Origin of the sequence: Streptomyces xiaopingdaonensis (genome assembly GCF_000262345.1) — a bacterium.
GTDB classification, from domain to species: Bacteria; Actinomycetota; Actinomycetes; order Streptomycetales; family Streptomycetaceae; genus Streptomyces; species Streptomyces xiaopingdaonensis.
In genome coordinates this window covers 1-21,709 of sequence record NZ_AJTQ01000128.1, presented here as the reverse complement: position 1 = coordinate 21,709, position 21,709 = coordinate 1, and the positions used below count along the sequence as shown (strand labels likewise).

General features: G+C 70.8%; 16 protein-coding genes. 5 read left to right on the top strand and 11 right to left on the bottom strand.

Annotated elements, in window-relative coordinates; genetic code table 11:
* The first annotated feature begins 399 nt into the window (after positions 1 to 399).
* The 5 genes from tkt (at position 400) to pgl (ending at position 7,080) form a co-directional block, all read left to right on the top strand.
* A complete protein-coding gene (gene tkt / locus UWG_RS0110450) occupies positions 400 to 2,490 on the top strand; it encodes a transketolase (protein WP_029391343.1) in 2,091 nt (696 codons plus the stop codon).
* A gap of 87 nt (positions 2,491 to 2,577) precedes the next feature.
* Positions 2,578 to 3,696, top strand: a complete 1,119-nt coding sequence (tal, locus tag UWG_RS0110445; protein ID WP_016907153.1) for a transaldolase — start codon at positions 2,578 to 2,580, stop codon at positions 3,694 to 3,696.
* Between the two features lie 5 nt (positions 3,697 to 3,701).
* On the top strand, positions 3,702 to 5,228 hold the full coding sequence (zwf, locus tag UWG_RS0110440; RefSeq protein ID WP_016907152.1) for a glucose-6-phosphate dehydrogenase: 1,527 nt from the start codon (positions 3,702 to 3,704) through the stop codon (positions 5,226 to 5,228).
* Positions 5,225 to 6,331, top strand: coding sequence for a glucose-6-phosphate dehydrogenase assembly protein OpcA (gene opcA, locus UWG_RS0110435; RefSeq protein ID WP_016907151.1), 1,107 nt, complete (start codon positions 5,225 to 5,227; stop codon positions 6,329 to 6,331). The genes zwf and opcA overlap by 4 nt, the downstream gene beginning before the upstream one ends.
* The gene (pgl, locus tag UWG_RS0110430) at positions 6,328 to 7,080 is read left to right on the top strand and encodes a 6-phosphogluconolactonase (protein WP_016907150.1); all 753 of its coding nucleotides are present in this window, start codon (positions 6,328 to 6,330) and stop codon (positions 7,078 to 7,080) included. The genes opcA and pgl overlap by 4 nt, the downstream gene beginning before the upstream one ends.
* Positions 7,081 to 7,144: 64 nt before the next feature.
* On the opposite strand, the gene UWG_RS0110425 is transcribed toward pgl, so the two are convergent.
* From UWG_RS0110425 to uvrC, 11 genes are all read right to left on the bottom strand, one after another.
* The gene (locus UWG_RS0110425; protein ID WP_029391342.1) at positions 7,145 to 10,264 is read right to left on the bottom strand and encodes an NACHT domain-containing protein; all 3,120 of its coding nucleotides are present in this window, start codon (positions 10,262 to 10,264) and stop codon (positions 7,145 to 7,147) included.
* Between the two features lie 436 nt (positions 10,265 to 10,700).
* Positions 10,701 to 12,350 (bottom strand): glucose-6-phosphate isomerase, encoded by a 1,650-nt coding sequence (gene pgi / locus UWG_RS0110420; protein WP_016907148.1) that lies wholly within the window; start codon positions 12,348 to 12,350, stop codon positions 10,701 to 10,703.
* Positions 12,351 to 12,549: 199 nt separating this feature from the next.
* Positions 12,550 to 12,885 (bottom strand): RNA polymerase-binding protein RbpA, encoded by a 336-nt coding sequence (locus UWG_RS0110415; RefSeq protein ID WP_078495632.1) that lies wholly within the window; start codon positions 12,883 to 12,885, stop codon positions 12,550 to 12,552.
* A gap of 166 nt (positions 12,886 to 13,051) precedes the next feature.
* Positions 13,052 to 13,288: a preprotein translocase subunit SecG gene (secG, locus tag UWG_RS0110410; RefSeq protein WP_029391341.1), complete on the bottom strand. Its 237-nt coding sequence runs from the start codon at positions 13,286 to 13,288 to the stop codon at positions 13,052 to 13,054.
* Between the two features lie 151 nt (positions 13,289 to 13,439).
* Positions 13,440 to 14,216, bottom strand: a complete 777-nt coding sequence (gene tpiA / locus UWG_RS0110405) for a triose-phosphate isomerase (protein ID WP_029391340.1) — start codon at positions 14,214 to 14,216, stop codon at positions 13,440 to 13,442.
* Positions 14,217 to 14,275: 59 nt separating this feature from the next.
* Positions 14,276 to 15,484 (bottom strand): phosphoglycerate kinase, encoded by a 1,209-nt coding sequence (locus tag UWG_RS0110400; RefSeq protein ID WP_016907144.1) that lies wholly within the window; start codon positions 15,482 to 15,484, stop codon positions 14,276 to 14,278.
* A 185-nt stretch (positions 15,485 to 15,669) separates the two neighbouring features.
* A complete protein-coding gene (gene gap / locus UWG_RS0110395; protein WP_016907143.1) occupies positions 15,670 to 16,674 on the bottom strand; it encodes a type I glyceraldehyde-3-phosphate dehydrogenase in 1,005 nt (334 codons plus the stop codon).
* A gap of 200 nt (positions 16,675 to 16,874) precedes the next feature.
* The gene (gene whiA / locus UWG_RS0110390; protein WP_016907142.1) at positions 16,875 to 17,852 is read right to left on the bottom strand and encodes a DNA-binding protein WhiA; all 978 of its coding nucleotides are present in this window, start codon (positions 17,850 to 17,852) and stop codon (positions 16,875 to 16,877) included.
* Positions 17,843 to 18,865 (bottom strand): gluconeogenesis factor YvcK family protein, encoded by a 1,023-nt coding sequence (locus tag UWG_RS0110385; protein ID WP_016907141.1) that lies wholly within the window; start codon positions 18,863 to 18,865, stop codon positions 17,843 to 17,845. Before UWG_RS0110385 ends, whiA begins: the two co-directional genes overlap by 10 nt.
* A 35-nt stretch (positions 18,866 to 18,900) precedes the next feature.
* Positions 18,901 to 19,911 (bottom strand): RNase adapter RapZ, encoded by a 1,011-nt coding sequence (gene rapZ, locus UWG_RS0110380; protein ID WP_420235623.1) that lies wholly within the window; start codon positions 19,909 to 19,911, stop codon positions 18,901 to 18,903.
* The coding region (gene uvrC, locus UWG_RS31695) for an excinuclease ABC subunit UvrC (RefSeq protein WP_016907139.1) at positions 19,908 to 21,709 on the bottom strand (1,802 nt) is incomplete at its 5' end. The genes rapZ and uvrC, both read right to left, overlap by 4 nt.

Below are 21,709 nucleotides of genomic sequence, written 5' to 3'. Positions count from 1 at the left end.
GGGCTCATAACCCAGAGGTCGCAGGTTCAAATCCTGTCCCCGCTACTCGCAGGAAGGTCCCCCGGCCGCCGGCCGGGGGACCTTTTTGTCGTCACCACGGCGTCCCGCAGGTCCGGCCGCACCGACGACGCCGTCCACGCGGCGGCATCCGGAGGCTTTCCGCTACGCCCGTTCAAAGAATGAGCAAACCATGGGGATCATGGGCTCGCTCCGCTTCCGTGCTGCGTGACGCAGCGCGCACCCGGGAATACGGAGTGTCCGCCCCGCTGTTGGCCAGGTGTCGGGTCGCGATTGTGCGAACGCTCGAAAACACGCACGTCCCGGCGGAGGTACGCTCGACACCGCCCGGTGAGCACTGGCACCGGCCTACGATCATGTGGAGAGGAGCCCTGACGCAGGGTGAGCAACAAGCCGACCACCACAGACCTAGAGTGGACCGAACTGGACCAGCGGGCAGTCGACACTGTAAGGGTCCTGGCGATGGACTCCGTGCAGAAGGTCGGCAACGGCCATCCGGGCACGGCGATGAGCCTGGCGCCTGCCGCGTACCTCCTGTTCCAGAAGGTGATGCGTCACGACCCCGCCGACCCCGACTGGACGGGGCGCGACCGCTTCGTCCTCTCCGTCGGTCACACCAGCCTGACCCTCTACATCCAGCTCTACATGGCCGATTACGGCCTGGAGCTCGACGACCTCAAGGCCTTCCGCACCTGGGGCAGCCGGACCCCCGGGCACCCGGAGCACGGCCACACGGTCGGCGTGGAGACGACGACGGGTCCGCTGGGCCAGGGCGTCGCCAACGCGGTGGGCATGGCGATGGCCGCCCGTTACGAGCGCGGCCTCTTCGACCCGGAGGCACCGCAGGGCGAGTCGCCCTTCGACCACACCGTCTTCGTCGTTGCCGGCGACGGCTGCCTGGAGGAGGGCATCTCGGCCGAAGCGTCCTCGCTCGCCGGGCACCAGAAGCTCGGCAACCTCGTGATGCTCTGGGACGACAACCACATCTCCATCGAGGGCGACACAGAGACCGCGATCTCGGAGGACACCCTCAAGCGGTACGAGGCGTACGGCTGGCACGTCCAGCGCGTCGAGCAGCTCGCCAACGGCGACCTCGACCCGCAGGGCCTCCACGCCGCGCTGCTTGCCGCGCAGGCGGAGACGGAGCGCCCCTCGCTCATCGCGGCCCGCTCGATCATCGCCTGGCCGGCGCCGACCGCGCAGAACACCGAGGCCGCGCACGGCTCCGCGCTCGGCGACGACGAGGTCGCAGCGACCAAGCGCGTCCTCGGCTTCGACGCCGACAAGAACTTCCAGGTCGAGGACGAGGTCCTGGCCCACGTCCGCGAAGTGCGCGAACGCGGCGGCGAGGCGCACGCGCTGTGGAAGAAGCGCTTCGACGAGTGGCGCTCCGCCAACCCGGAGCGCGCCGCCGAGTTCGACCGGATCGCGCGCGGCGAGCTCCCCGAGGGCTGGGAGGAGGCGCTCCCGACCTTCGAGCCGGGCGAGTCCGTCGCGACCCGCAAGGCGTCGGGCAACGTCCTCAAGGCGCTCGGCCCCGTCATCCCCGAGCTGTGGGGCGGCTCCGCCGACCTCGCGGGCTCCAACAACACCACGTTCGCGAAGACTTCGTTCCTCCCCGAGGGCAACTCCCTGTCGAACGCGGACAAGTACGGCCGCACCCTCCACTTCGGCATCCGCGAGCACGCCATGGGCTCGACGATGAACGGCATCGCGCTCCACGGCAACACCCGCATCTACGGCGGAACCTTCCTCGTCTTCTCGGACTACATGCGGCCGGCCGTCCGCCTCGCGGCGCTGATGAAGCAGCCCGTCACCTACGTGTGGACGCACGACTCCATCGGCGTCGGCGAGGACGGCCCGACGCACCAGCCGATCGAGCACCTCGCCGCGCTGCGCGCCATCCCCGGCCTCAACATGGTGCGCCCGGCCGACGCCAACGAAACGGCGATCGCCTGGGGCGAGATCCTCAAGCGGCACTCGACGGCCCCCGCGCCGCACGGCCTCGCGCTCACCCGCCAGGGCGTGCCGACGTACCCGGCCAACGCCGAGGCGGCGAAGGGCGGTTACGTCCTCTTCGAGGCCGAGGACGCCGAGGGCCGCAGCACCATGCCACGCGCCGTGCTCATCGGTACCGGCTCGGAGGTGCAGCTCGCCGTGGCCGCGCGCGAGACGCTCCAGTCCGAGGGCGTGCCGACGCGCGTCGTCTCGATGCCCTCGGTCGAGTGGTTCGAGGAGCAGGACCAGGCGTACCGGGACAGCGTCCTGCCGCCCTCGGTCCGCGCCCGTGTCGCGGTGGAGGCCGCGACGGCGCTGACCTGGCACCGTTTCGTCGGTGAGGCGGGCCGGGTGGTCTCGATCGAGCACTACGGCGCCTCGGCCGACGGCAAGCTGCTCTTCAAGGAGTTCGGCTTCACGCCCGAGGCCGTCGCGCAGGCGGCGCGCGAGTCGCTCACCGCGGCCGAACGCTGACCGCGGTCGGGGCGGCGCCTCCGAGCCGCCCCGACCGACCGTCCCCGACAGCTTTTGAACAGCTCCGACAAGCACAGGAGACCTCCCATGACAGACGCACTCAAGCGCCTGACCGACGAGGGCGTCGCGATCTGGCTGGACGACCTCTCGCGTCAGCGCATCAACACCGGCAACCTCGGTGAACTCATCGACGAGCAGCACGTGGTGGGCGTGACCACCAACCCGTCGATCTTCCAGAAGGCCATCTCCTCGGGCGACGGCTACGAGCAGCAGGTCCGCGACCTCGCCGTCCGCGGCGTCACCGTCGAGGAGGCCGTGCGGATGATCACGACGTGCGACGTCCGCGACGCTGCCGACGTGCTGCGCCCCGTCTTCGACGCCACCGGCGGCAAGGACGGCCGGGTCTCGATCGAGGTCGACCCGCGCCTGGCCCACAACACGGAGGCGACCGTCGCCGAGGCGAAGCAGCTCGCCTGGCTCGTCGACCGTCCGAACACCTTCATCAAGATCCCGGCGACGAAGGCGGGCCTGCCCGCGATCACCGAGACGATCGGCAAGGGGATCAGCGTCAACGTCACGCTGATCTTTTCGCTGGAGCGGTACCGCGAGGTGATGGACGCCTTCCTCAAGGGTCTGGAGAAGGCGAAGTCGCTGGGGCTCGACCTCTCGCAGATCCACTCCGTGGCCTCGTTCTTCGTCTCCCGCGTCGACACCGAGATCGACAAGCGGCTCGACGCGGTCGGCACCGCCGAGGCGAAGGAGCTGAAGTCGAAGGCCGCGGTCGCCAACGCGCGCCTCGCCTACCAGGCGTACGAGGAGGTCTTCTCCTCCGACCGCTGGGAGACGCTTGAGCGGGCCGGCGCCAACGCGCAGCGTCCGCTGTGGGCGTCGACCGGTGTGAAGGACCCGGAGCTGCCCGACACCCTCTACGTCACCGAGCTCGTCGCGCCGAACACGGTCAACACGATGCCCGAGGCGACCCTCCAGGCGACGGGCGACCACGGCGAGATCACCGGCGGCACCGTCACGCCGCACTACGCCGACGCCAAGGCCGTGCTCGACGCCGTGGCCGCGCAGGGGGTCTCGTACGACGACGTCGTGCAGATCCTCGAGGACGAGGGCGTCGAGAAGTTCGAGGCGTCCTGGAACGACCTGCTCACCTCGACCGAGGCGGAGCTCCAGCGCCTCGCCCCGAAGGAGGCGTAAGCCAGTTGGGCAGCGCAGCCAACCCGCTGCGTGACGCCCAGGACCGTCGGCTCCCGCGTATCGCGGGGCCGTCGGGCCTGGTGATCTTCGGCGTCACAGGGGATTTGTCACGCAAAAAGCTGATGCCCGCGATCTACGACCTCGCCAACCGCGGCCTGCTGCCACCGGGCTTCTCGCTCGTGGGCTTCGCCCGCCGCGACTGGGCCGACCAGGACTTCGCGCAGGTCGTCCACGACGCGGTCAAGGAGCACGCACGCACGCCCTTCCGCGAGGAGGTGTGGCAGCAGTTGGCGGAGGGCATGCGCTTCGTCTCCGGCACCTTCGACGACGACGCCGCCTTCGACCGGCTGAAGTCGACCATCGACGAACTCGACAAGTCCCGTGGTACGGGCGGCAACTTCGCCTTCTACCTCTCCGTTCCGCCGAAGTTCTTCCCCACCGTCGTCTCGCAGCTCAAGACGCACGGCCTCTCCGACGCGGGACCCGGCTCCTGGCGCCGCGCCGTCATCGAGAAGCCGTTCGGCCACGACCTCAAGAGCGCCCAGGAGCTCAACTCCGTGGTGCACGAGGTCTTCCGGCCCTCGGACGTCTTCCGGATCGACCACTACCTCGGCAAGGAGACGGTCCAGAACATCATGGCGCTGCGCTTCGCCAACACGATGTTCGAGCCGCTGTGGAACCGCAGTTACGTCGACCACGTGCAGATCACCATGGCCGAGGACATCGGCATCGGCGGCCGGGCCGGCTACTACGACGGCATCGGCTCCGCGCGCGACGTCATCCAGAACCACCTCCTCCAACTCCTGGCGCTCACCGCCATGGAGGAGCCCGCATCCTTCGGCGCCAAGGCACTCGTCACGGAGAAGCTGAAGGTGCTCAACGCGGTGCGGCTCCCGGAGGACCTCGGCCGGCACACGGTGCGCGGCCAGTACGCGGCGGGGTGGCAGGGCGGCGAGAAGGTCCCCGGCTACCTCGACGAGGAGGGCATCGACGCGGCATCGAAGACCGACACCTACGCCGCGCTCAAGCTGGAGATCAACAACCGCCGCTGGGCGGGCGTCCCCTTCTACCTGCGCACGGGGAAGCGGCTGGGCCGGCGCGTCACCGAGATCGCGGTCGTCTTCCAGCGCGCGCCGCACTCGCCGTTCGACGCCACCGACACCCAGGAGCTCGGCCAGAACGCGCTCGTGATCCGCGTCCAGCCGGACGAGGGCGTCACCATCCGCTTCGGCTCCAAGGTGCCGGGGACGCAGATGGAGATCCGCGACGTCACGATGGACTTCGCCTACGGCGAGTCCTTCACCGAGTCCAGCCCGGAGGCGTACGAGCGCCTCATCCTCGACGTCCTCCTCGGGGACGCCAACCTCTTCCCGCGCCACCAGGAGGTGGAGCGCTCCTGGGAGATCCTCGACCCGGTCGAGGAGTACTGGGAGACCCACGGCAGGCCGGAGCAGTACGCCGCAGGGACCTGGGGCCCGAAGGCGGCAGACGAGATGCTCGCACGCGACGGCAGGAGCTGGAGGCGGCCGTGAAGATCGACCTCACCGACACCACATCCAGCCGGATCAACTCCGAACTGGTCACCACCCGCAGGGCGATCGGCTCCCCGGCGACCGGCATGGTCCTCACGCTCGTCATCGTCACCGACGAGGGGAACCACTACGACGCGCTGAAGGCGGCGAGGGGCGCCTCCAAGGAGCACCCCTCCCGCATCCTCGTCGTCGTCCGCCGCCCGGGCCGCTCCCCGCGGGACCGTGCGCAGCACCGGCTCGACGCGGAGATCCAGATGGGCGGCGACGCCGGCTCGGGCGAGACGATCGTCCTGCGGCTCCACGGCGAACTCGCCTCGCACGCCTACAGCGTGGTCCTTCCGCTGCTGCTGCCGGACGCGCCCGTCGTCGTCTGGTGGCCCGAGGACGCACCGCGCCACCCCGCGGACGACAAGCTCGGCACCCTCGCCCAGCGCCGCATCACCGACGCGGCAGCAGCCGAGGACCCGGTGGCCGAACTGGCCCGCCGCGCGGCCGCGTACGCGCCGGGCGACACCGACCTCTCCTGGACGCGCATCACGCCCTGGCGGAGCATGCTCGCCGCCTCGCTCGACCAGAAGAATGTCGGCGTCACCTCGGCGACCGTCGAGGGCGAGGAGTACAACCCGTCGACGGAGCTGCTCGCCCTCTGGCTCGCCGAGCGGCTGGACGTACCGGTGGGGCGCGAGGTCTCCGAGGGCCCCGGCCTCACGGCGGTACGCATGGCGACCGCCGACGGCGAGGTCTCCCTCACCCGCACCGACGGGGCTCTCGCCGTCCTCAAGGTCCCCGGCCAGCCCGACCGGCACGTCGCGCTCCACCGCCGCACCACGGCCGAGCTCCTCTCCGAGGAGCTGCGCAGGCTCGACCCCGACGAGGCGTACGCGTGCACCGTGCGGTACGGGGTGGACAGGCTGGGGCAGAGTGTGGTGACGGTCGAGGAGGGCGAGGAGAACGCCCCTTCGGCCTCGCCGCCGTCGGCCGCCTCCCCTTCCCCGGAGTCCGGGGCCGCCGGGAGGTCCGCTGCCAAGAAGAGCGGAGCGAAGCGGACGCGAGCGGCGGGAAAGACGAAACCATCCGACGAGACGGAGAGCGATCCTTCGTGACGGAGAACCCCGAGGTAGTCGTACACCGCGACCAGCAGGAGATGGCGGAGGCGGCCGCGGCCCGGCTCGTCGAGCTGCTCATCGACGCGCAGCGCGAGCGCGGCACCGCGTCCGTCGCCCTCACCGGTGGCCGAAACGGCAACGCCGTCCTCGCCGCCATCGCCCGCACGCCCGGCCATGAGGGCGTCGACTGGGAGAGCGTCGACATCTGGTGGAGCGACGAGCGCTTCCTCCCCGAGGGCGACCCGGAGCGCAACGCCACCCAGGCACACGCTGCGTTCCTCGACGTGCTGCGCATCAATCCCGCCCGCGTCTACGAGATGCCGGCCGAGGACAGCACCTCGGACCGCGACGTCGACAAGGCGGCGGAGGCGTACGCCACCGAACTCGCCGCCGCCTCGGGCCCGTCGGCGTCGACCAACGTGCCCGACTTCGACGTCCTCCTCCTCGGGGTCGGCCCCGACGGGCACGTCGCCTCGCTCTTTCCCGGGCGCGCGGAGGTCGAGGAGATCGAGCGCACCGTCGTCGCCGTGCGGGACGCGCCGAAGCCGCCGCCGACGCGGATCTCGCTGACGCTCTCGGCGATCCGGGGGGCGCGCGAGGTGTGGCTGCTGGCGGCCGGGGGCGACAAGGCCGACGCCACTGCCGCGGCGCTTTCCGGGGCCGTGGAGACGCCGGCCGCCCTGGTGCGGGGGCGGGAGCGGACGGTGTGGCTGGTGGATGCGGAGGCGGGGTCGGGGGTGCGCTGAGGGAGCGCTTCTTCGTCGACTGCGGCTGTATCGCGCTCGGTCGGCCCTGCCGTTCGAGGACGGGTCAGTCCCCGCGGCCGTCGAGTGCGTACCGTCCGAGGTGCCGGGACGGCAGGTGTTCGGCGCCGACCACGTACGTCTCGCCGTGGACGGAGATGTGCACCTTCGAGTGGAGAAGCGGGGTGATGTCCATGGGTGCTTCCTCGGTGCCGCAGTCGGTGAGCGTCAACTTCCGCAGGTTCGGCAGTTCCCGGAGCGCGGAGAGATCCACCGCTCCGGAGCCGTGCGGGAGCAGGGACGTCAGGCCCCGGCAGGTGGTCGGCCAATCGGGAGCGAGCGTGTGCGCGCCCAGGACCTGGAGCGCCTTTACGCCGGCCAGCGAAGGGTGTTCGCGTAGCTGGTTCGCCTGCATCTCGCCGCCGACGGTGAGGCGGCTGAGCCGGGGCCATCGCTCGATGCCGTCGAGGCCCACATACCGCGTGCGGAACGAGAAGTGAAGGTGCCTGAGCTGCGGGCCCACGGGTAGGTCCCGCAGGCTTTCCATGAGCAGCGGCCCTTCGAGTTCGAGTGTCTCCAGGTTCGGCATCTCCGCGAGCGGCCGCAGCGAGGCACCGTGGTGCACATCCAGGGACAGGTAGCGGATGCCCGTGCCGGCAAGACCACCGAGGTCGGAGAGGCTCGAACATGCCGAGACATGAAGGCTGTTCAAGCTCCGAAGGCTCGCGACGTCCGCGACATCCTGCAACAGCCGGTTGTCGTCGATCGTGAGCCGACGGCATCCGCTGAGGGACCGCACCGAGCGGAGAGATCCGTGGTCGCCCCTTACCTGCAAGCCGTCCACCGGGCCGATGAGAGGGAGCGCGGCCAAGTGGCTCTCGCTCTGCACGGTGAGTTCCCGGTCACCGTCGGGGAGAACGGAGAGAACCTCTTCGGGGTAACGAGTCGCATCGAAAGATTCCCAGGCGTACGTAAGCTCCTCCCGCACGCTCCGGCGTCCGTCAGGGATGAACTCCTTGATCCGCTCGAACGCCCGCTCGGTGCCGACGAATCGGATGGTCAGCACGACGCCGAGGGCCTCCTCCTCGCGCAGCCCTCCCGGCCCCGGCAAGTGCTCCAGCATCAACTCCCCCACTTCGGCGAGTGCTTCGGCCTCGTGCACCGTCACGGGCGGCACCAGCTCCGCCGCCCTGTCTTCCACCTCCTCACGCAGTCCGGCCTCGAGCGTGGCCACTTGCTCCAGGCTCGACGCCGCCAGCAGCACGAGTCGCTTCGACTGTCCCGGCTCCACGTCGGCCCGGGCGAGCAACTTCCGCAGCAAAGTGCCCCGTTCGTCCTCCCGCGCCTGTCCCATCGCCATCCGCACGACGTCGTGCCACGCGTCCTCGTGCGCATGTGCGGCGAGTACCCCGAAATCACGGGCCTCGACGGCGGCCCGCGCGCCCAGATAGTCCTGGAACGTCCGGTGCACGAAGTCCACCGTGCCCGGGGCGGGTTCGCGCAGCAGGCCGGTACGGATGAGGAGGTGTGCGAAGACCTGCTCCGGCGTCCCGTCCACCTGGGGCATGGCGCTCAGCCACTCCGCGACCATCGCGACGGCCTCCGAACGGTCCACCTCCACCTGGCCGTTGCGGATGAGCCAGTAGGCGAGGCGCTGGAGCAGCACGGTGAGTTCGTCACGCGTCAGCTCGACGCCCTCGACGCCCTCGATCTCCCGTTCGGTGTCGCGCCGGACGAGAAGCATGTCCAACGCGGCGTCGTACAACTCCTTGCGAGCGCGCGGGAGTTGCATGCGGCGGTCGCGGTTGAGGGCGCAAAGGAGAGCGCACATCAGCGGATTGGTGGCGAGGAGGCCGAGGTCGCGGCGGGCGCCGACGGCGCGCTTCAGCGACGTCTCGTAGCCGTCGAGGCGCTGCCGTTCCCGCGCGTCGTCGCACTCGGAGCGGGCGGCCTCGTGCCAGTGGCGGACGAACTCCTTGATCTCGTCCTGCTGCATCGGCAGCAGCGTGTGGGGGACGAACTGCTGGGCTTCGAGCCAGCGTTCGGGGATCGCGGAGGAGCGGGAGGTGACGAGGTACCGCGCCTCCGGGTACGCCGTGACGAGTCGCTTCAGCCAGCTCTCCGTCCGCGCGCGCAGCCGCTCGGGCACCTCGTCGACGCCGTCCACGAGCACCAGCGCCCGCCCGCTGTCGAGCAACCGGTCGACCCAGCCGCGCGGTTCGGCGCCGTGGAAGGGGGCGCCCGTGGCGCGCAGGAAGTCGACCGCGTCGGGCAGTCGGCCGGTGGTGACGAACGAGCGGAGCCGCAGGACGAAGGGGACGCAGCGGTTCCAGTCCCGTAGGTCTCCCTCGAAGGAGCGACGCGCGGCGTTGACGGCGGCCCACTGCACCAGGGTGCTCTTGCCCGAGCCCGCCGGACCGCGCAGCAGCATCCGGTCCGTACCGTCGAGTGCCTGCTCGACCCGCAGCACCGCCTGGCCGCCGAGCCCGCCGGCTCCCATGCCTTCCCGCTCGGGCCGGCCTCCCCGCCCGGTGCTCACCGCCAGGCTCAAGTACGCCGTCTCCAACGGCCACTCGCCCGCCGAGCGGCCGAGCGTGACGCCGAAGAGGTCGATCCGCGCGTACGTCTGCGCCACGTACTCGGCGTACCGCTGCTCGAACGCCGGACCCTCGGCGTCCTGCCGCGGCCCGAGCCGGTCGCGCACCGCCTGCAGCGACTCCCGCGTCCGCCTGCTCTCCCTGCGCTCCTCGACGGCGGCGCGCGCGGCGAACCCCGGGTGCGCGGTGAACTGTTCGATGAGGTGCGCACAGCACAACCGCTGTAGCTCGGCGCGGAGTCGGGCGGCACTCGGGGCGAGCCCGTCGTCGTACGCGGGCAGCGTCCGGGCGAGCGCCTCAGCGTCGAGGTCGCAGGCGAAGAGGCGGTCCGCGTCGAGCTGCCCGGCCGCGACGAAGGCACGTCGTACCGCGTCCACGGCTGCGAGGCGCTCGTTCTCCGCGAGCCCCGCGTACGCCCCGTCGAGCCGGCGCGCCAGTACCGTGACGAGCCGCTCCGGAGCAACGGCGCGAGGACGGCGCACCGGCCCGTCGACGAGCCCCGCGGCCCCGGGCTTCGGCAGCAGCGACTTGGCCACCGCGCCGCCCACCGCCCCCGCCAGCTTCCCCAGTGCAACGTCCCACCCCTGCACGCCACTTCCCCTCCACCGACGCCCCGGGAAGCCGACATCCTACGACTCCGGCGCATTCCGTCGGACCGCTCCACCGGACGCACGATCAGCACCGGAACCAGTGCACGAACCGCGATCACCCGTGAGGCCCGAGGCCGTCGTACGGCCGGATGCGGGAGTACCGCCGAGACGCTGCTGCGCGGCACGCCCGAGGGACGCACCCGCCCACGTCGGATCCGACTTCCGCCGACGAGCCCGTCACCGGCCTCGAAGAAGTGCGCGCGGATGCCCGGGTCCGCTCACGCGAGGAGGTGTCATGCTTCTCCGACGGCTGGAACTCCTCGCCCCGGGACTCGTCGCAGGCCACTGCCGGCGCCCCGACGAGCAGGTGGTCCACACCGACACTGAGGTCTCCCTCCACGCACACGTAGCGCGCGAACCGCGAGACACCTCACCTTCAACGCCCCCGCAACTCCCGGTACTTCGCGACGAGCCCGCGTGTCGAGGCGTCGAGCCCCGCGACCTCGGCGCCCTCGGTGAGCGCCGGCTCCAGCCGCTTCGCGAGCACCTTGCCGAGCTCGACGCCCCACTGGTCGAAGGAGTCGATGTTCCAGACCGCGCCCTGTACGAAGACCTTGTGCTCGTAGAGGGCGATCAACTGGCCCAGCACGGAGGGCGTCAGCCCGTCGGCGAGGATGGTCGTCGTCGGGCGGTTGCCGTGGAAGGTGCGGTGCGGCACCTGCTCCTCGGGGACGCCTTCGGCGCGCACCTCTTCGGCGGTCTTGCCGAAGGCGAGCGCCTGACCCTGTGCGAACAGGTTCGCCATCAGCAGGTCGTGCTGTCCGGCGAGCCGGCCCAACTCCGGTACGGGCTCGGCGAATCCGAGGAGGTCGGCGGGGACGAGCTTGGTGCCCTGGTGGAGGAGCTGGTAGTAGGCGTGCTGCCCGTTGGTCCCCGGCGTCCCCCAGACGACGGGGCCCGTCTGCCAGTCGACGGGCGTGCCCTCGCGGTCGACCGACTTGCCGTTGGACTCCATGTCGAGCTGCTGGAGGTAGGCGGTGAACCGCGAGAGGTAGTGGCTGTAGGGGAGGACCGCATGGGCCTGGGCGTCGTGGAAGTTGTCGTACCAGATCCCCAACAGGCCCATGAGCAGGGGGGCGTTCGCCTCGGGCGGCGCCGTCCGGAAGTGTTCGTCCATCAGATGGAACCCGGCGAGCATGTCGTGGAAGCACTCGGAGCCGATCGCCACCATCAGGGAGAGGCCGATCGCCGAATCGTACGAATAGCGGCCGCCGACCCAGTCCCAGAACTCGAACATGTTGTCCGTGTTGATGCCGAACTCGGCGACCTTCTCGGCGTTGGTGGAGACCGCGACGAAGTGGCGGGCCACGGCCGAGGAATCGGCGCCCAGCCCTTCGAGCAGCCAGGTGCGCGCCGCCTCCGCGTTGGTGATCGTCTCGATCGTCGTGAAGGTCTTGGAGGCGACGATGAAGAGCGTCTCGGCCGGGTCGAGGTCCCTGAGCGTCTCGTGGAGGTCGGCGCCGTCGACGTTGGAGACGAAGCGGAACTCCAACCCGCGTGCCGTGTACGGGCGGAGCGCCTCGTACGCCATCGCGGGACCGAGGTCGGAGCCGCCGATCCCGATGTTGACGACGGTGCGGATCTGCCGTCCGGTGTGCCCGAGCCAGTGCCCCTCGCGGATACGCCGGGCGAGCACGCCCATGCGCGTCAGGACCGCGTGCACCTTCGGCATGACGTTCTCGCCGTCGACCTCGACGGTCGCCGACTCCGGCGTGCGCAGTGCCGTGTGGAGGACCGCGCGGTCCTCCGTCGTGTTGATGCGCTCCCCCGCGAACATCCTGTCGCGCAGCTCGGCCACGCCCGTGGCGGCGGCGAGTTCGCGGAGCAGGCGGAGGGTCTCGTCGGTGACGAGGTGCTTGGAGTAGTCGAGATGGAGGTCACCGACTTGGAGGGTGTAGCGCTCCGCCCGCGCGGGGTCGTCGGCGAAGAGGCGGCGGAGGTGCGTCTCCCCCAACTCCTCCCGGTGCGCCGCGAGTGCGCGCCACTCGGGCAGTCGGTCGAGGCGGGTGCGGCGTGCTGCGGACATCGACGGAATCAGCCCAATCTTCTCTTCACGAACCCCGGGGGTCCAACCTAGACGACGCGACGAGAACGCCGCGCACCGCCGCGGGAGAGCGTGGCTGCACGGTGTCCGGCTCGTCCGGGAAGAGAGCGGGCGGCGTGCTGCGGCCGCACGGCACCGAGGGACGGCCGAAGAGCGGCCGGCCCGTGCGAAAGCGCCTCGTTCAGATCTCGCCGCGCAGCTTTGCCAGCGCCTCGGCGAGGATCGCCTCGCCGTCGGCGTCGGAACGGCGCTCGCGCACGTAGGCGAGGTGGGTCTTGTACGGCTCGGTGCGGGGTGGGTCCGGCGGGTTCTCGCGCTCCTTGCCGGCGGGGAAGCCGCATCGCTGGCAGTCCCAGGTGTCGGGGATCTGCGCGTCGCTGGCGAAGCTCGGCTGGGTCTCGTGCCCGTTGGAACACCAGAAGGAGATGCGGAGGCGGGGGGCGGACTCGCCGCGCTCGGCCTCCCCCATCGGCCCCGCTCCAACCCGGCTGCCCCGGATCGCGTTGCCACTTGCCACGGTCGTAACTCCCTGCCTCACGGTGCTGCGAAGCGGCAGCTTCGCTGCGGGCGCCCTAGTGTACGTAGGGCCCAACGCGCGTCCAGTGACCGGAGTTACTGCATCGGCGCCGGGCGCGAGGCTTCATGATAGGCCGCACGCCCGACACCGCGTCAGGTCTCTTCGCTCAGCCCTGAAACTTCACCAGCAGACCGAGCGCCACGATGATCGCGAACCACATCAGCGCGACGACGACCGTGATCCGGTCGAGGTTGCGCTCCGCGACGGAGGAACCGCCGACCGAGGACTGCATGCCGCCGCCGAACATGTCGGAGAGACCGCCGCCCTTCCCCTTGTGCATCAGCACCAGCAGCAGAAGCAGCAGACTGACGACGATGAGGGCGATTGAGAACCCCATGACCACGGCTGGACCAACTCTCTCGGACTCTTGGCGGGACTGATGTGGACGGCACGGGGCGTGAGCCGCCCCTCACCTGCGGTGGTGCGCGGGGCCGGGCCGTGCACGACGGTCCGGCCCCGACAGCGTACGACGAGCTCCGGCCCGCCGTCACACCCTACTGATCGCGGAAGCGCACGATCTTGACGAACTCGTCGACGTCCAACGAGGCCCCGCCCACCAGGGCGCCGTCGATGTCGGGCTGCGCCATGATCCCCGCGACGTTCGAGGACTTGACCGAACCGCCGTACTGGATACGCACCTTGTCGGCGACGTCCTGGCTGTACAGCTCGGCGAGACGGGCGCGGATCGCGCCGCACACCTCCTGGGCGTCCTCGGGGCTGCAGACCTTGCCCGTACCGATCGCCCAGACCGGCTCGTAGGCGACGACGAGGGTCTCGGCCGCCGAGGCCGGCACGTCCTCGAGGGCGCCGTCGACCTGCGCGAGCGTGTGCGCGACCTGGTTTCCGGCCTCGCGGACGGGGAGCTCCTCGCCCACGCAGAGGATCGGCGTGAGCTCGTGCTGGAACGCCGCCTTCACCTTGGCGTTGACGAGCGGCTCGTCCTCGCGGTGGTACTGCCGCCGCTCGGAGTGGCCGATCGTCGCGAAGGTGCAGTTGAGCTTGGCGAGCATCGGCCCGGAGACCTCGCCCGTGTACGCCCCGGAGTCGTGCGCCGAGACGTCCTGGGCGCCGTACTTGATCTTCAGCTTGTCGCCGTCGACCAGGGTCTGCACGGAGCGCAGGTCGGTGAAGGGCGGCAGGACCGCGACCTCCACGCTGTCGTAGTCCTTCTCCGTGAGGGCGAAGGCGAGCTTCTGGACATGTGCGATGGCCTCGAGGTGGTTGAGGTTCATCTTCCAGTTGCCCGCCATCAGCGGGGTGCGGGTAGTCATACCCTTCCTTTCATGCAGGTCTCGCGGGTATCACGGCGCCGTGGCGCGAGTGCGGCCACTCACTGCTCCAGCGCCGCGAGGCCGGGGAGCGTCTTGCCCTCCAGGTACTCCAGGCTGGCACCGCCCCCGGTGGAGATGTGCCCGAAGGCGTTCTCGTCGAAGCCGAGCAGCCGCACGGCCGCGGCGCTGTCCCCGCCGCCGACGACGGTGAAGGCCGAGCTGTCCAGCAGGCCCTGCGCGACGGCCCGGGTCCCCTCCGCGTATGCCGGGTGCTCGAAGACGCCCATCGGGCCGTTCCAGAAGACCGTGGCCGCGTCGGCGAGCTTCGCGGCGTAGAGCTTACGGCTCTCCGGACCGATGTCCAGCCCCATCAGACCGTCGGGGATCACGCTCGCGCCCACCTCCTGCGGGGACGTCCGGGTCTCGGCCGTCGCCGGGAACTGCGTGCCCGCGACCACGTCGACGGGGAGCACGAACTCGACGCCGAGCTGCTGGGCGCGGTCCAAGTACCCCCGGACGGCGTCCAGTTGGTCCTCCTGGAGCATGGAGGCACCGATCGAGTACCCCTGCGCCTTGAGGAAGGTGAACGCCATCCCGCCGCCGATGAGGATGCGGTCGGCCTTCTGCATCAGGTGCTCGATGACGCCGAGCTTGTCGGAGACCTTCGCACCGCCGAGGACCACCGCGTAGGGACGGCTGACGTCCTCGGTGAGCCTGCGGAGGACGTCGACCTCGGTGGCGATGAGGTGTCCGGCGTAGCGCGGCAGGCGCGCCGGAAGGTCGTAGACCGAGGCGTGCCTGCGGTGCACGGCGCCGAAGCCGTCCCCCACGTAGACGTCGGCGAGGCCCTGCAACTCGTCGGCGAAGGCGCCGCGTTCGGCGTCGTCCTTGCTGGTCTCGCCGGGGTTGAAGCGCAGGTTCTCGAGCAGCGTGACCCCGCCGTCGGCCATGGAGCCGACGGTGGTCTTCGCGCTCTCCCCCACGGTGTCCTCGGCGAACGACACGCCGCCGCCGAGGAGTTCGCCGAGCCGGCGGGCGACGGGTGCGAGCGAGTACTTCGGTTCGGGGGCGCCCTTGGGACGGCCCAGGTGTGAGGCCACGACCACGCGTGCGCCGCTCTCGGCGAGCTTGGTGATCGTGGGGACGGCCGCGCGGATGCGGCCGTCGTCGGTGATCCGCTCCCCGTCGAGAGGGACGTTGAGGTCGGAGCGGACGAAGACGCGCTTGCCCGCGACGCCCTCCTCGATGAGCTGGTCGATCGTCTTCATGGGTTCAGGTCTCCTTGGTGCCAACTGCTGTGGACCCGCCCGCCTTTCGCGGCCTCGGGAGCGCAGACGGGCAGGGCCCGCAGGACGCGGCGACGCGCCCTGCGGGCCCTGCTGTCGTCGGTGCCTTCATCGCCCGGTGCGATCCGATACGGCCGGTGCGGGCCGTGCTCGCTCGGTCGCTCAGGTCAGAGCCGGGAGCCGACGTAGGTGGTGAGGTCGACGAGGCGGTTGGAGTAGCCCCACTCGTTGTCGTACCAGCCGAGGATCTTGACCTGGTTGCCCTCGGCCATCGTCAGCGAGGCGTCGAAGGTGCAGGAGACGGGCGAGTTGACGATGTCCGCGGAGACGATCTCGTCCTCCGTGTACTCGACGATGCCCTTGAGCTGCCCCTCGGCGGCCTTCTTGAAGGCCGCGTTGACCTCGTCCCTCGTGACCTCGCGGCCCACCTCGACAACGAGGTCGGTGATGGAGCCGGTCGGCACGGGGACGCGCATCGCGATGCCGTCGAGCTTGCCCTTGAGCTGCGGGAGGACCAGCGCGGTCGCCTTGGCGGCGCCCGTGGTGGTCGGGATGATGTTCTCCGCGGCGGCGCGGGCGCGACGCAGGTCCTTGTGCGGGAAGTCCAGGATGCGCTGGTCGTTGGTGTAGGCGTGGACCGTCGTCATCATGCCGCGGGTCACGCCGAAGCTCTCGTCCAGCACCTTCGCCATCGGCGCCACGCAGTTGGTGGTGCAGGACGCGTTGGAGATGACGTCGTGGGTCGCCGGGTCGTACTTGTCCTCGTTGACGCCCATGACGACGGTGATGTCCTCCTCCTTGGCCGGAGCCGAGATGAGGACCTTCTTCGCACCGGCGGTGAGGTGCTTCGCCGCGTCGGCGCGCTTGGTGAAGATGCCGGTGGACTCGATGACGACGTCGGCACCGAGCTCTCGCCAGGGGAGCTGCTCCGGGTCCTTCTCGGCGAGGACCTTGAAGGACTGGCTGCCCACGGTGACCTTGTCGCCGTCGACGCTGAGGGGCTGCTTCAGCCGGCCCAGGGTCGTGTCGTACTTCAGCAGGTGGACAAGGGTGGCCACGTCGGTCAGGTCGTTGACACCGACGATCTCGATGTCCGCACCCTGGTCCAGCAGAGCGCGGAAGTAGTTACGTCCGATGCGGCCGAAGCCGTTGATGCCTACGCGGATCGTCACGAACCGATCTCCTCGTTAGGGACGCCGGTGAGGACACCGGCGAATGCTGTTTGGGATGTCCCCGACCGCTTCCGACCCTACCGCGCCGGTGCGGCCGGGGTGACATCGGCCGGGCGGCCCCGACGGCGGCGGCCTGGCACCACCGAGCGGGTTCTGCGGGGCGGACGCTGCCGGAGGGTCGGCTCCGCAGAACGGCCGGCTCAGCCCACCATCTCCTCGGTGAGGCTCGCCTCCGTACCCGGAATGCCCAGGTCGGAGGCGCGCTTGTCGGCCATCGCCAGCAGCCTGCGGATACGACCGGCGACCGCGTCCTTGGTGAGGGGCGGGTCGGCGAGTGCGCCCAGTTCCTCCAGTGAAGCCTGCTTGTGCTCCATGCGCAGCTTGCCCGCGGCCGCGAGGTGTTCCGGGACCTCCTCGCCGAGGATCTCCAGGGCACGCTGCACCCGGGCGCCCGCGGCGACGGCCGCTCTCGCGGAGCGGCGGAGGTTGGCGTCGTCGAAGTTGGCGAGGCGGTTGGCGGTCGCCCTGACCTCGCGGCGCACGCGGCGCTCCTCCCAGGCGAGCACCGATTCGTGGGCGCCGAGACGCGTCAACAGCGCGCCGATAGCATCACCGTCACGGACGACGACTCGGTCAACTCCGCGTACCTCGCGTGCCTTCGCCGGGATCTGGAGCCTGCGTGCCGCACCGACGAGCGCGAGCGCCGCCTCCGGTCCCGGGCACGTCACCTCCAGCGAGGAGCTGCGCCCGGGCTCGGTGAGGGAACCGTGCGCGAGGAAGGCGCCGCGCCACGCCGCCTCGGCGTCGCAGGTGGCGCCGGAGACCACTTGCGGTGGCAGCCCCCGGATCGGTCGGCCTCTGCCGTCGACGAGTCCGGTCTGCCGGGCGAGCTGGTCCCCTCCCGCGACGACCCGCACCACGTACCTGCTGCCGCGGCGCAGTCCGCTGGGGGCCATCACCACCAGGTCGGAGGCGTGGCCAAAGATCTCCAGGACGTCCTTGCGCAGCCTTCGCGCTGCGATCCCCGTATCGAGCTCCGCCTCGATCACGATCCGGCCGCTCACGAGGTGGAGGCCGCCCGCGAAGCGCAGGATCGACGAGACCTCGGACTTCCGGCAGCAGGTCCGGGTGACGGGGAGTCGTGAGATCTCGTCCTTCACCGCAGCCGTCATCGCCATGGGCCGATCCTTCCATGCATCCGAAAAATACGGTCGTACGCGGCGGCGAGCAGTTCCGGATCATGCCGCGCCGACGACCCCTCGACCGCCCGGGGAGCGTCCCGGGCTGCCACGGGCGCCAGTTCGACCGTCCCACCGAGCAGCTCGGCGGCCGTACGCAGGGATGCCGTGTCGGGCACCGCGTCCTGGTCCGCCAGCACCACGTCGAAGGCGAGTTTAGGTGCGTGTCGGGCCAAAACCTCCACATGACGCTGCGGGGAAAAACCGTCTGTTTCTCCCGGTTGGGGAGCGAGGTTGAGTGAGAGGACCTTTCGGGCCTTCGTCTCGGTGAGCGCCTGGAGCACCCCGGGCACCAGGAGATGCGGGATGACGGAGGAGAACCAGGAGCCGGGTCCGAGCACGACCCAGTCCGCCTCCCTTATCGCTTGGACCGCCTCCGGGACGGCGGGCGGGTCCTGGGGCACCAGCTTGACCTTGTGCACCTCACCGCGGGTGAGCGCCACGGTGGCCTGCCCGCGGACGGTGGTCAACTCCTCGGGGTACTGCGGGTCGTGGCCGCGGACGAGCGCCTGCAACTCCAGCGGGACCGCGGACATCGGAAGCACCCTGCCGTGCGCGCCGAGGAGCTTGCCGACGAGGTCGAGCGCCTGGACGTGGTCGCCGAGCTGCTCCCAGAGCGCGACGATGAGCAGGTTGCCCACGGCGTGCTGGTGGAGCTCGCCCTTGGACTCGAAGCGGTGCTGGATCACTTCGGCCCAGGTGCGGCCCCAGTCGTCGTCGCCGCAGAGCGCGGCGAGAGCCTTGCGCAGGTCCCCCGGCGGGAGAACGCCGAGCTCGTCCCGCAGACGGCCGCTCGAACCGCCGTCGTCGGCGACGGTGACGACGGCGGTGAGGTCGCCGGTGATGCGGCGCAGCGCCGTGAGCGAGGCGGAGAGACCCATGCCGCCGCCGAGCGCGACGACCTTCGGCTGCTTGCCCGAACTCCGGTTGCGGGGAGTGCCGTTGCCGACCATCCGCCGCAGGCGGGCCGACCTCCGCGGCAGCCGGCTCACTCGCGCCCCATGTCCCGGTGGACGACCACCGTCTCCACTCCGCCGTCGGTGAGCCGCTTGGCGAGCTTCTCCGACATCGCGACGCTGCGGTGCTTGCCGCCCGTGCATCCGACCGCGACGGTGACGTACCTCTTGCCCTCTCTGCGGTAGCCGGCGGAGATCAGCTCCAGCAGCTCCGTGTAGCGGTCGAGGAACTCCTTGGCGCCCGGCTGGTTGAAGACGTAGGAGGAGACCTCCTCGCTGGTCCCGGTGTAGGGCCGCAGCTCGGGGACCCAGTGCGGATTGGGGAGGAAGCGGCAGTCGACGACGAGGTCGGCGTCGACCGGGAGGCCGTACTTGTAGCCGAACGACATGACGGTCGCGCGGAGCTCGGGCTCCTCCTCGCCGGCGAACTGGGCGTCGAGCTTGGCGCGCAGCTCGTGGACGTTGAGGCTGGAGGTGTCGATGACCAGGTCGGCGTCGCCGCGCAGCTCGCGCAGGAGGTCGCGCTCGGCCGCGATGCCGTCGACGATGCGGCCTTCGCCCTGGAGCGGATGCGGCCTGCGGACCGACTCGAAACGACGTACGAGGGATTCGTCCGACGCCTCCAGGAAGACGATCCGCCGGGCGACGAGGCCCGCCTCGAGCGTGGCGAGGGACTCCTTGAGGTCGTCGAAGAAGTTCCGGCCCCGGACGTCGACGACGACGGCGATCCGGGCGACGTTCCCCTGGGAGCGCGCGCCCAGGTCGACCATGGTGGGGATGAGGCCGGGCGGCAGGTTGTCGACGACGAACCAGCCGAGGTCCTCCAGGCACTTCGCCGCGGTGCTGCGGCCCGCGCCCGACATCCCGGAGATGATCACCAGCTCCGGGATCGCCGCGTCCTCGGCCTCGGCTGCCGCCGTCGACGCCTGCGCCCCCTCCGCCTCGAACTGCCGCCGCGCCCGCGCGCCCCCGGCACCGCTCTGACTACTCACGGCTTCGACCCCCGTCACTAGGCTCGCCACCGCTGTTGCGGAGGCTGTCATTCCTCTTCAACGATCTCACCCGTCGCGGTATTCACCGCAGGACCGGCGGGCTCCGCGCCCGCGAGGGAGGCGACGACCGTCTCCGCCGTCTTCCTGCCGATCCCGGGGACCTCCGTGATCTCCTCGACCGTCGCTCCGCGCAGCCGCTTCACCGAGCCGAAGTGCTTAAGGAGCGCCTTCTTCCGCGTCTCGCCGAGCCCCGGCACCTCGTCGAGCGGGCTGGAGCGCACCCGCTTGATGCGCTTGCTGCGCTGGTACCGGATGGCGAAGCGGTGGGCCTCGTCCCGGACGCGCTGGAGGAGGTAGAGACCTTCGCTGGAGCGCGGGAGGACGACGGGGTCCTGCTCGCCCGGCACCCACACCTCCTCCAGGCGCTTCGCCAGGCCGCAGACCGCGACGTCGTCTATCCCGAGCTCGTCGAGCGCGGCGCGAGCCGCTGCGACCTGCGGCTGCCCGCCGTCGACGACGAGGAGCTGCGGCGGGTAGGCGAACTTCTTGGGGCGGCCGTCCTCGTCGAGCGGCCCGGCGCCGGACGAGCGGGGTTGCTCGATCTCCTCGGCGCTCGGCCCCGGATCGGAGCCCGGGGCCGTGCCCTCCTCCAGTGCCTCCTCGGCCGCCTGTTCTGCCGCCTCCTCGTGGACCGCCCGCTGCTCGCCGGGGCCGCGGCCCTCGGCGTCCTCGGCGGCCTCGGCGCCCTCCGGCCACTCGCCGGTCCGCTGCCGCTCCTGGAGGTAACGCCGGAAGCGCCGGCCGACGACCTCGTGCATCGCACGGACGTCGTCCTGACCTGCGAAGCCCCTGATCTGGAACCGGCGGTACTCGCTCTTGCGCGCCAGGCCGTCCTCGAAGACGACCATCGACGCGACGACGTCGTCGCCCTGGAAGTGGGAGATGTCGAAGCACTCGACCCGGAGCGGGGCCGAGTCGAGGCCGAGCGCCTCCGCGATCTCCTCCAGCGCCCGCGACCTGGTGGTCAGGTCGGAGGCGCGCTTGGTCTTGTGGAGGGCGAGGGCCTGCTCCGCGTTGCGCCTGACCGTCTCCATCAGGGTCCGCTTGTCCCCCCGCTGCGGAACCCGCAGGCTGACGTGGGACCCGCGGCGGTCGGAGAGCCACTGGGCGACGGGACGCGCGCCCTTCGGCTCCGCTGCCTCGCGCTGCTCGGGGACGCTCACGCTGACGCCCGCCGCCGGGCGGTTCCCCGCGACCCCGACGCTGCCGGCCGCGTCGCCCTCTGCCTCGGCCAGGGCCGCGGAGGCCGGTGCGTCCGAGCGCGGCAGCACGGGGACGAGGACCTCCTTGGGCACGCCCTCTCCGCTCTCCTCGCCGTAGAGCTGCTGGAGCGCGTGCTCGACGAGCTCGGCCGTGCCGCCCTCCTCGACCTTGTCCGTGACCCACCCGCGCTGGCCCCGCACCCGTCCGCCGCGTACGTGGAAGATCTGGACGGCGGCCTCCAGTTCGTCCTCGGCGACCGCGACGAGGTCGGCGTCGGTGGCGTCCGTGAGGACCACCGCGCTCTTCTCCATGGCGCGCTTGAGCGCGTCGAGGTCGTCCCGGAGGCGGGCCGCCTTCTCGTACTCCATCTCCTCGGCTGCCTCGCCCATGCGGCGCTCGAGCCGGCGGAGGTAGGTGCCCGTGCGCCCCGCCATGAAGTCGCAGAACTCCTCGGCGAGTTCGCGGTGCTCCTCGGGGGAGATCCGTCCGACGCAGGGGGCCGAGCACTTGCCGATGTAGCCCAGCAGGCAGGGGCGCCCGATCTGCGCCGAGCGCTTGAAGACGCCCGCCGAGCAGGTGCGTACGG

Bases quoted from the DNA above. Each gene is read 5' to 3' on its own strand.
- tal (WP_016907153.1), top strand. From the start codon at position 2,578: ATGACAGACGCACTCAAGCGCCTGACCGACGAGGGCGTCGCGATCTGG.
- pgi (WP_016907148.1), bottom strand. From the start codon at position 12,350: ATGTCCGCAGCACGCCGCACCCGCCTCGACCGACTGCCCGAGTGGCGC.
- tpiA (WP_029391340.1), bottom strand. From the start codon at position 14,216: ATGACTACCCGCACCCCGCTGATGGCGGGCAACTGGAAGATGAACCTC.
- UWG_RS0110400 (WP_016907144.1), bottom strand. From the start codon at position 15,484: ATGAAGACGATCGACCAGCTCATCGAGGAGGGCGTCGCGGGCAAGCGC.
- whiA (WP_016907142.1), bottom strand. From the start codon at position 17,852: ATGGCGATGACGGCTGCGGTGAAGGACGAGATCTCACGACTCCCCGTC.
- UWG_RS0110385 (WP_016907141.1), bottom strand. From the start codon at position 18,865: ATGGTCGGCAACGGCACTCCCCGCAACCGGAGTTCGGGCAAGCAGCCG.
- rapZ (WP_420235623.1), bottom strand. From the start codon at position 19,911: ATGACAGCCTCCGCAACAGCGGTGGCGAGCCTAGTGACGGGGGTCGAA.